The sequence below is a fragment of the Fulvivirga lutimaris genome, from assembly GCF_009711525.1.
GTDB lineage: Bacteria > Bacteroidota > Bacteroidia > Cytophagales > Cyclobacteriaceae > Fulvivirga > Fulvivirga lutimaris.
This window is the reverse complement of the sequence record NZ_SMLV01000414.1, coordinates 31,263-39,702: the sequence shown is the minus strand read 5'-3', so window position 1 is coordinate 39,702 and position 8,440 is coordinate 31,263. Positions and strand designations below refer to the sequence as shown.

General features: G+C 38.2%; 7 protein-coding genes. All 7 read left to right on the top strand.

Annotated elements, in window-relative coordinates; translation table 11 throughout:
• The coding region (locus E1140_RS15785) for an NAD-dependent epimerase/dehydratase family protein (protein ID WP_155185984.1) at nucleotides 1-987 on the top strand (987 nt) is incomplete at its 5' end.
• A gap of 58 nt (nucleotides 988-1,045) precedes the next feature.
• The gene (locus E1140_RS15780; RefSeq protein WP_155185981.1) at nucleotides 1,046-2,452 is read left to right on the top strand and encodes a tetratricopeptide repeat protein; all 1,407 of its coding nucleotides are present in this window, start codon (nucleotides 1,046-1,048) and stop codon (nucleotides 2,450-2,452) included.
• Nucleotides 2,452-3,225: a phosphosulfolactate synthase gene (locus E1140_RS15775; protein ID WP_155185978.1), complete on the top strand. Its 774-nt coding sequence runs from the start codon at nucleotides 2,452-2,454 to the stop codon at nucleotides 3,223-3,225. Before E1140_RS15780 ends, E1140_RS15775 begins: the two co-directional genes overlap by 1 nt.
• 8 nt (nucleotides 3,226-3,233) lie before the next feature.
• Nucleotides 3,234-4,175 carry a polyprenyl-phosphate transporter gene (locus tag E1140_RS15770; RefSeq protein ID WP_155185975.1) on the top strand — a complete coding sequence of 314 codons (942 nt, stop codon included), beginning with the start codon at nucleotides 3,234-3,236 and terminating at the stop codon, nucleotides 4,173-4,175.
• Entirely contained in the window at nucleotides 4,172-4,906 is a 735-nt protein-coding gene (locus tag E1140_RS15765) for a shikimate dehydrogenase family protein (RefSeq protein WP_155185973.1), read from the top strand. Before E1140_RS15770 ends, E1140_RS15765 begins: the two co-directional genes overlap by 4 nt.
• 3 nt (nucleotides 4,907-4,909) lie before the next feature.
• Nucleotides 4,910-6,931, top strand: coding sequence for an excinuclease ABC subunit UvrB (gene uvrB / locus E1140_RS15760; RefSeq protein ID WP_155185970.1), 2,022 nt, complete (start codon nucleotides 4,910-4,912; stop codon nucleotides 6,929-6,931).
• A 55-nt stretch (nucleotides 6,932-6,986) separates the two neighbouring features.
• A complete protein-coding gene (locus E1140_RS15755) occupies nucleotides 6,987-8,426 on the top strand; it encodes a S1C family serine protease (RefSeq protein WP_155185967.1) in 1,440 nt (479 codons plus the stop codon).
• Nucleotides 8,427-8,440: the final 14 nt, after the last annotated feature.

Below are 8,440 nucleotides of genomic sequence, written 5' to 3'. Positions count from 1 at the left end.
ATTTTTGTAACCGGAGCAAATGGCCTTTTAGGAAGCCATATTTGCAAGTCACTAATTGATGAAGGGTATAATGTTAAAGCTCTTGTTAGAAAAGACAGCAAAACTTTCTTGCTTGACGACTATCTTGACAAACTTGAAATTGTAAATGGTGATATTCTAAACCCAGAATCATTTTCACATGAGCTAACAAATGTTAAATCTATAATTCATTGCGCAGCGGTAGTCTCATTTCATCAGGCTGATAAAGAATTGATGAATAAGGTCAATGTTGAAGGGACAGCTAACATGATTAATCTGGCACTTGATAAAAATATTGAGTACTACCTACAAATAAGTTCGGTTGCTGCATTGGGAAGACTGACTGGTTTTGGCACAGTAACAGAAGATAATAAGTGGCAAGAATCTAAATGGAATAGCAATTATGCTACCTCTAAATATTATGCTGAACTAGAAGTATGGCGTGGTATCGAAGAGGGTTTAACTGCAGCTATGATCAACCCTTCGGTAATCTTAGCTCCGGGAGTTGGTGCTAAAAGTAGCAGTCAGCTATTTAGCTATGTCTGGAAAGAAAATGCCTTCTACCCCATGGGGAAAGTCAATTACGTTGATGTTAGAGATGTTTGCAAGGCAGTGCTTCAATGCATAAAACTTAAGAAAACAAAAGAACGATATATTGTCAATGGAGGAATAACCACCTACAAAGAACTGTTTGGCTTGATTGCTAAGAATTTTAACAAGAAACCTCCACATATTAAATCAAATCCTCTTCTACTTAAGATTGGAATGTTCTTAGACAAACTGAGATCAATGCTTACCGGAACGAAAACTATCATCACCACAGAAACGGCCCGACTTACCAAAAGCGAGATTTATTTTGACAACTCAAAAGCCAAAAAAGAATTAAGCCTTACCTTTGCGGACTTATCAGATTCCATAGAATGGAGCTGTTCAAAGATTAAAGAGCAAAAATCAAAACTTTACACCTAATGAAGTATAAATGAAAATATTTTTTCGTTATATTCATTAAACTTTCTCTATACGCTCAATGGCTAAAAACTTCAAGAAGAAAAAAGAAGTAGACGAACTAATCAAGCGCTTCGAAGAACATCAAAAAAATAAGGCCAGCCACTTTTTCGAACTAGATGGATTTGAAAATATAATTGCTCATTATCAAGATATGGGTAAATATGGTCAAGCCCTGGTTGCAGCCAATATGGCCGAAGAACAATACCCATTTTCAACCGAACTTTTAGTCATTAAAGCTCAAATATTGAGCAATATGGAAAAGTTTGATGAGGCTTTAGATCAATTAAATAAGGCTCAGGCATATCAACCCAATGATGGCGAAATCTATCTTATGAAGGGCTCTATTCTATCACTTACAGGGGACTATGATGAAGCTGTTGAAAGTTACCAACAAGCCCTGGTGTTTGCTGAAGAAAAAGATGAGGCTTATTATAGCCTAGGCTTGGTGTACCAAAGCATGGAGCAGTTTGATGAGGCCATAGAGTCCTATAAAAATGCTATAGAAGAAAATATTTATCATGACGGTGCCTTATATGAATTAGCCTATTGTCTTGATGTGTGTGGCGAGCTTGAAAGTAGTATTGCATATTACAAGCAGTTTATTGATGCCGATCCTTATTCTCAGGCAGCATGGTACAACCTGGGGATTGTTTATAACAAGTTGGAGCAATATGACGAGGCTATTTCAGCCTATGAATATGCCATTGCTATTGAGGAAAATTTTGCTTCTGCTTACTATAACATGGGTAACACCTACCTTCAAACAAAGGAATATAGTAAAGCACTAGATGCCTATAAATCAACCATTGATATTGAAGGTCCGAGTGCTGAAGTGTACTGCCAGATGGCCACAACATACGAGGGAATGGAGCAACATGAACTCGGCTTGAAATATTTTCAGAAAGCTACCAAACTAGATAACCTTTATGATGAAGCATGGTTTGGTGCTGGAAGATGTCTTGAAAAGCAACAAAAATGGTATCAATCGTTACATTTTTTCAATAAAGCGCTGAAGCTTGATTATGAAAATCCTATTTATTGGAAAGCGGTAGCAAAAGCTGAATTTAACATAGGCAATGTTGTTTCAAGCATAGATGCCTATCAGGAAGCCAGTATGTTGAGTCCTGAAGATAAAGAAATCTGGCTTGATTGGTCATTTATATATTACGATCAGGGCGAATATGAGAAAGCTATTGACCTGATGATCAATGGGTTAGAAGAGCTTCCCGATGAGTCGGACTACTTTTATAGAATAACTGCTTACCTAATTGCCGCAGGTAAATACAAGGAAGCCTTTAATTATTTAGAAAATGCTCTAATTTTGGACTTCGATAATCATGAGGTGCTATTTGAATTTTTTCCTCAGTTGGAAACCCAAAAGGCATTGTACAAAATAATTGAACAATTTAGAAAAGAGAACTCCTAATGAATTATAGTTTGAATAACATTCCTGAGCGAACCACAAAGCCCAGGCAATTCGGATTTACAATGGCCATGGATAAAGGGCTTAGTGTAAGAGAAGTAGAAGATTTTATAAGTGTTAGTGGAGAATATGTTGATATTGTAAAACTAGGATGGGGTACTTCATTTGTGACTCCTAACCTCAAAGATAAACTCAAAGTATATAAAGAAGCCGGCATACCTGTCTATTTTGGCGGTACGCTTTTCGAGGCGTTTATTGTTAGAAATCAGTTTGATGATTACCGCAAGGTCTTGGATAAGTATGATCTAGCCTATGCCGAGGTTTCTGATGGTTCTATAGAACTTGATCATGACAAGAAGTGTGACTACATCAGCAAATTATCTGATCAGGTGACTGTGTTATCAGAAGTTGGATCAAAAGATGAAGAGAAAATCATTCCTCCTTACCAATGGATTAAATTGATGCAAGCCGAACTTGATGCCGGTGCATGGAAAGTGATTGGTGAAGCTCGAGAAGGTGGTAATGTTGGACTTTTCCGTAGTACTGGAGAAGTTAGGTCCGGACTTGTTCAGGAGATCTTGACGAAAATTCCATTTGAGAAGATCATCTGGGAGGCACCTATAAAAGCACAACAGGTTTGGTTTATTAAATTATTAGGAGCTAATGTAAACATGGGTAATATAGCGCCTAATGAGGTAATTCCTCTAGAGACTATTCGACTTGGACTAAGAGGCGATACTTTTAGCCATTTTTTGAACGCTACTCCTGAAAATTAACCGAACTTATGGGCCGCTTTAAAAATCAGATCTTAACCTATCTGAAAGGTATTGCCATGGGTGGAGCTGACGTGGTTCCGGGTGTTTCTGGTGGTACAGTTGCCTTCATTACAGGCATTTATACTGAGCTACTGGATTCCATAAAAAGCTGTGATTTAGAAGCGTTAAAATTGCTGTCCAAGTTTCAGTTCAAGGCACTTTGGGAAAAAGTAAATGGAGCATTTCTATTACCACTTTTTTTAGGAATACTTACAAGTTTATTAACTCTGTCCAAAGTAATAAAACACTTACTGGAGGCTGAACCTATCTCATTGTGGTCATTTTTCTTCGGGTTGATAATTATATCTTCCATTCTGGTTTTAAGAGAAATTAAGCAATGGAAGGTAACAACACTGCTTCCTATGCTCATCGGTATTGGAATAGCATATTTCATAACAATCACAACACCGGCACAAACCACCGAAGCTTTGTGGTTTGTGTTTCTTTCTGGATGTATCGCTATTTGCGCTATGATACTTCCGGGTATTTCAGGAGCATTCATTCTGCTTATTTTAGGAAAATATGAGTTCATACTTCATGCAGTCACTGAGAGAGACTTTTTAGTTATTGGAGTATTTGCCTTGGGGTGTATCGTAGGATTACTTTCATTCGCAAGAGGTGTATCATGGCTATTAAAAAATTATCACGATATAGCCGTTGCCTTGCTCTCTGGGTTTATGATTGGATCATTGAACAAAGTATGGCCATGGAAAATAGCCCTGGGCTTCAGAATTAATAGTGAAGGCAAACAAGTACCAACTATAACTGACAATGTTCTTCCCGGTGAATATTTGAGACAGACAGGAGAATACCCCCTATTATTACAAGCTATTCTTTTTATGGCTTTAGGTGTTTTTATCGTAGTATTGATAGAGAAAATAGCACACTACAGATCAAAACCACATAAATGAAAAAATTTGGCCTAATAGGAAAGAAACTATCACACTCTTTTTCACAGGCCTATTTTTCCAAAAAATTTAAAGAGTTAAACCTGACCGCTTATACCTATGACCTGTATGAGCTCCCTTCAATAGAACTTATTGAAAAGATTTTAGCTGACAAAGAACTAATTGGGCTCAATGTTACTGTTCCTTATAAGCAGGATGTAATACCCTATTTAGACTCTTTAGATCAATCTGCGGAACGCATTGGAGCAGTTAATGTCATAAAGGTTGATGATGACGGTTTCAAAAAAGGTTATAACTCGGACTATTATGGTTTCAAACAATCATTAGCACAGTGGCTTCCTGAAGGCCTCGGAATTCAAGCTCTTATATTAGGATCAGGAGGTGCTTCTAAAGCGGTCAAAGTTGCACTGGAAGATTTAAATATTACTTATAAGATTGTTTCAAGATCTCCTGGAAAAAATGAGATCGGCTATGACGAATTGAGCGAAGTATTTTCACAATATCAGTTAATCATCAATACAAGCCCTCTAGGTATGTCACCTGATGTTCATTCATCTCCCAACATCCCATATGAACTTTTAAATTCCAATTACTATTTATATGATTTGGTGTACAATCCGGAAATCACAGAATTTTTAAAAAAGGGAGTAGATAAGGGGGCTCAGATAAAAAATGGGCTTGAGATGCTGCACCTTCAGGCGGAAGAATCATGGGCAATTTGGAATAGTAAATAAAGAATGGATTACAATCTACAGAGTGAATATGTACCTACCGGAGATCAACCAAAAGCCATTGAGCAATTGGTTGATGGAATTAACAGCGGAGAATTAAATCAAACCCTTTTAGGAGCTACAGGCACTGGAAAGACCTTTACCATGGCCAATGTAATAGCTCAGACTGGCAAACCAACACTGATTTTAAGCCATAATAAGACACTGGCCGCTCAGCTTTATGGAGAGTTCAAAAAGTTCTTTCCTGAGAATGCAGTAGAGTACTTTATCTCCTATTACGATTATTACCAACCCGAAGCTTTCATTCCTAATTCCAACCTATATATTGAGAAGGACCTCTCTATAAACGAAGAAATTGAAAAGCTTAGGTTAAGCGCCACTTCTGCTCTATTGACAGGCAGACGGGATATTATTGTGGTTGCTTCAGTGTCTTGCATTTATGGTATTGGCAACCCTGAGGAGTTTGGTAAAAATGTAATTAAGCTCAGAGTTGGTGAATCAATCCCTCGAAACAAACTTTTATTTGCTCTGGTTGACATTCTTTATAGCAGAACTGAAGCTGAATTTAAAAGAGGAAATTTCAGAGTTAAAGGTGATACAGTTGACATATTTATAGCCTATGGGGATTTTGCTTATCGCATCATTTTCTGGGGTGATGAGATAGAAGCTATTCAGCAAATAGATCCGCAAAGCGGAAAAAAAATATCTAATGAGCAGGCCATTACAATTTTCCCAGCGAACCTCTTTGTAACAGGTAAAGACTCTCTCCACACTGCCATTACCGAAATACAAGACGAGCTGGTTGCTCAGCTCAATTTCTTCGAATCAGAAAAAAGGCATCTTGAAGCTAAACGGCTAAAAGAGCGAACAGAGTTTGACATGGAAATGATGAGAGAACTCGGTTATTGTTCTGGTGTTGAAAACTACTCCAGATATTTCGATCGTAGGAAAGCTGGTGATCGCCCTTTCTGCTTACTTGACTACTTCCCAGATGATTTTCTGATGATAGTTGACGAAAGTCATGTAACACTACCGCAGGTACGCGCAATGTGGGGTGGTGATAGATCACGAAAGGTTAACTTGGTTGACTATGGTTTTAGACTCCCATCAGCGCTTGATAACAGGCCATTAACTTTCAATGAGTTTGAAGGTCTTTTGAATCAAGCTGTGTATGTAAGTGCAACACCAGCAGAATATGAGCTAAGAAAATCTGAAGGTGTAATTGTAGAACAAGTCATTCGCCCTACAGGCCTTTTAGACCCTATCATTGACGTACGACCTAGTCATAATCAGATAGACGATCTTCTTGAAGAGATTGATGAAAGAATAAAGAAAGAAGAACGCGTGCTGATCACTACGCTAACCAAGCGTATGGCTGAAGAGCTCACTAAATATCTGGAAAGAGTAAATGTCAAATGCCGCTACATTCACAGCGAAGTGGATACACTTGACCGGGTTGAGATATTGAGAGAGCTTAGACTTGGAGTGTTTGATGTGCTAGTAGGTGTAAACTTATTGAGAGAAGGTCTGGATTTACCAGAGGTATCGCTAGTTGCCATTATAGATGCAGATAAAGAAGGATTCTTGAGAAATGAACGTTCGCTTGTTCAAACTATAGGAAGAGCAGCCAGAAATGCCAATGGAATGGTGATTATGTATGCCGATAAGGTGACAGGATCGATGCAACTTGCCATTGATGAAACAAATAGAAGAAGAAGCCTTCAGATGGCCTACAATGAGAAGCACGGTATTACCCCAACAACCATTCTTAGGTCGAAAGAGTCAATACTAGGACAGACTAAAGTTGCTGACAGAAAAAAATCATCGGTCAATTATTACATTGAAGAAGAGCAGTCCATTGCTGCGGATCCGGTTGTTGCTTACATGGACAAGGAAGGCTTAGAAAAAATGATCGCCAAAACCCAAAAAGCGATGGAGAAAGCAGCCAAAGAATTAAACTTTATGGAAGCTGCTCAATTACGAGATGAGATGTTGGAATTAAAAAAACTTTATGAAGAAAAACAGTAGTTTTCAAACTCATGCCGTTTTGCTGCGTTAAAATGTAAATCCTACAGATTTTATTATGAGTAAACGTTCACTTTTTATTATTGTATTGAGCTCTTCAGCACTTGGAGCGATATTTTCTGCAGCTCTAATTTTATCATATTTTGAGAATGGCAGAGGCTATGATTACAACTCAATTTCCGAAAGGCAAAAGACCAACATTTCAAAAACCAGTTATATAGATACCACCTCCATAGTTCCAGAGGGGTTAAACTTTGTCAATGCTGCTACAAAGGTAACAGAAGCAGTGGTTCACATAAGATCCATATACTCTAGTGGTGGTTCAAGTTTTAATGCCTTAGAAGGTTATTTTAGAGGACCAGCACAATCTTCAGGATCAGGAGTTATACTGTCCGATGATGGTTTTATTGCAACTAATTATCATGTAATAGAAAATGCCAGTGAAATAGAAGTGGTTTTGTCTGATAACAGAAGCTATTTCGGCAAACTAGTGGGAACAGATCCAACTACTGATTTAGCCTTATTAAAAATTGAGGCCAGAGAGCTGCCGTTTGTGGCTTATGGAAATTCTGATAGAATCTCACCTGGAGAGTGGGTTTTAGCAATTGGAAATCCTTTTGACCTAAACTCCACGGTAACTGCCGGTATCGTTAGTGCAAAGGCTAGAAATATTGGCATCTTAAGGGATAGAAATAACCTACAAATTGAATCATTCATACAAACCGATGCAGCCGTTAACCCAGGAAATAGCGGAGGAGCTTTAGTAAATCTGAAAGGTGAGCTGGTAGGTATTAACACGGCTATTGCAACTCCAAATGGAAGCTATGCAGGCTATTCTTTTGCTGTACCAGTCACTTTAGTCAAAAAAGTTATGGACGACCTACTGGAGTACGGAAAAGTACAAAGAGGACTCCTAGGAATTCGAATTGGTGATGTAGACGCCAGACTTGCCGAAGCTCAAGGTTTGAATGTTGTGAATGGCGTTTTTGTGAGTTATGTAAATGACAACAGCTCGGCAGAAGCAGCCGGACTTGAACCTGGCGATGTTATTATTGGCATTAATGAGCAAACTGTAACCAACGTCTCTGAACTCCAGGAAATGGTGGCCAGAAACAGACCTGGTGATGAGATCAGTGTGACATACTTAAGAAATGGCACAGAAAGCAATGTAATTGCTACATTAAGAAATACTGAAGGAACAACAGAAATGGTTAGAAATGTATATGATAACCAGATCGAGGGAACACTGTTTGAAGATGTTGATAATGATGATATGACAAGATATGACCTAAAAGGTGGTGTAAAATCAATTAAAGTTGAAGAAGGCAAATGGAAAGAGTCGGGATTAAAAGAAGGTTTTATCATTACCAAAATTGATAAAGTCGATATTATAGACTTGGAAGACCTGCACCTTGTTTTAAAAAATAAGAGTGGTGGGATATTGGTTGAGGGCATTGATGAAGACGGTAATAAGGGTGTGCTTGGGCTCGACTGGTAAAAATGAAATACAAA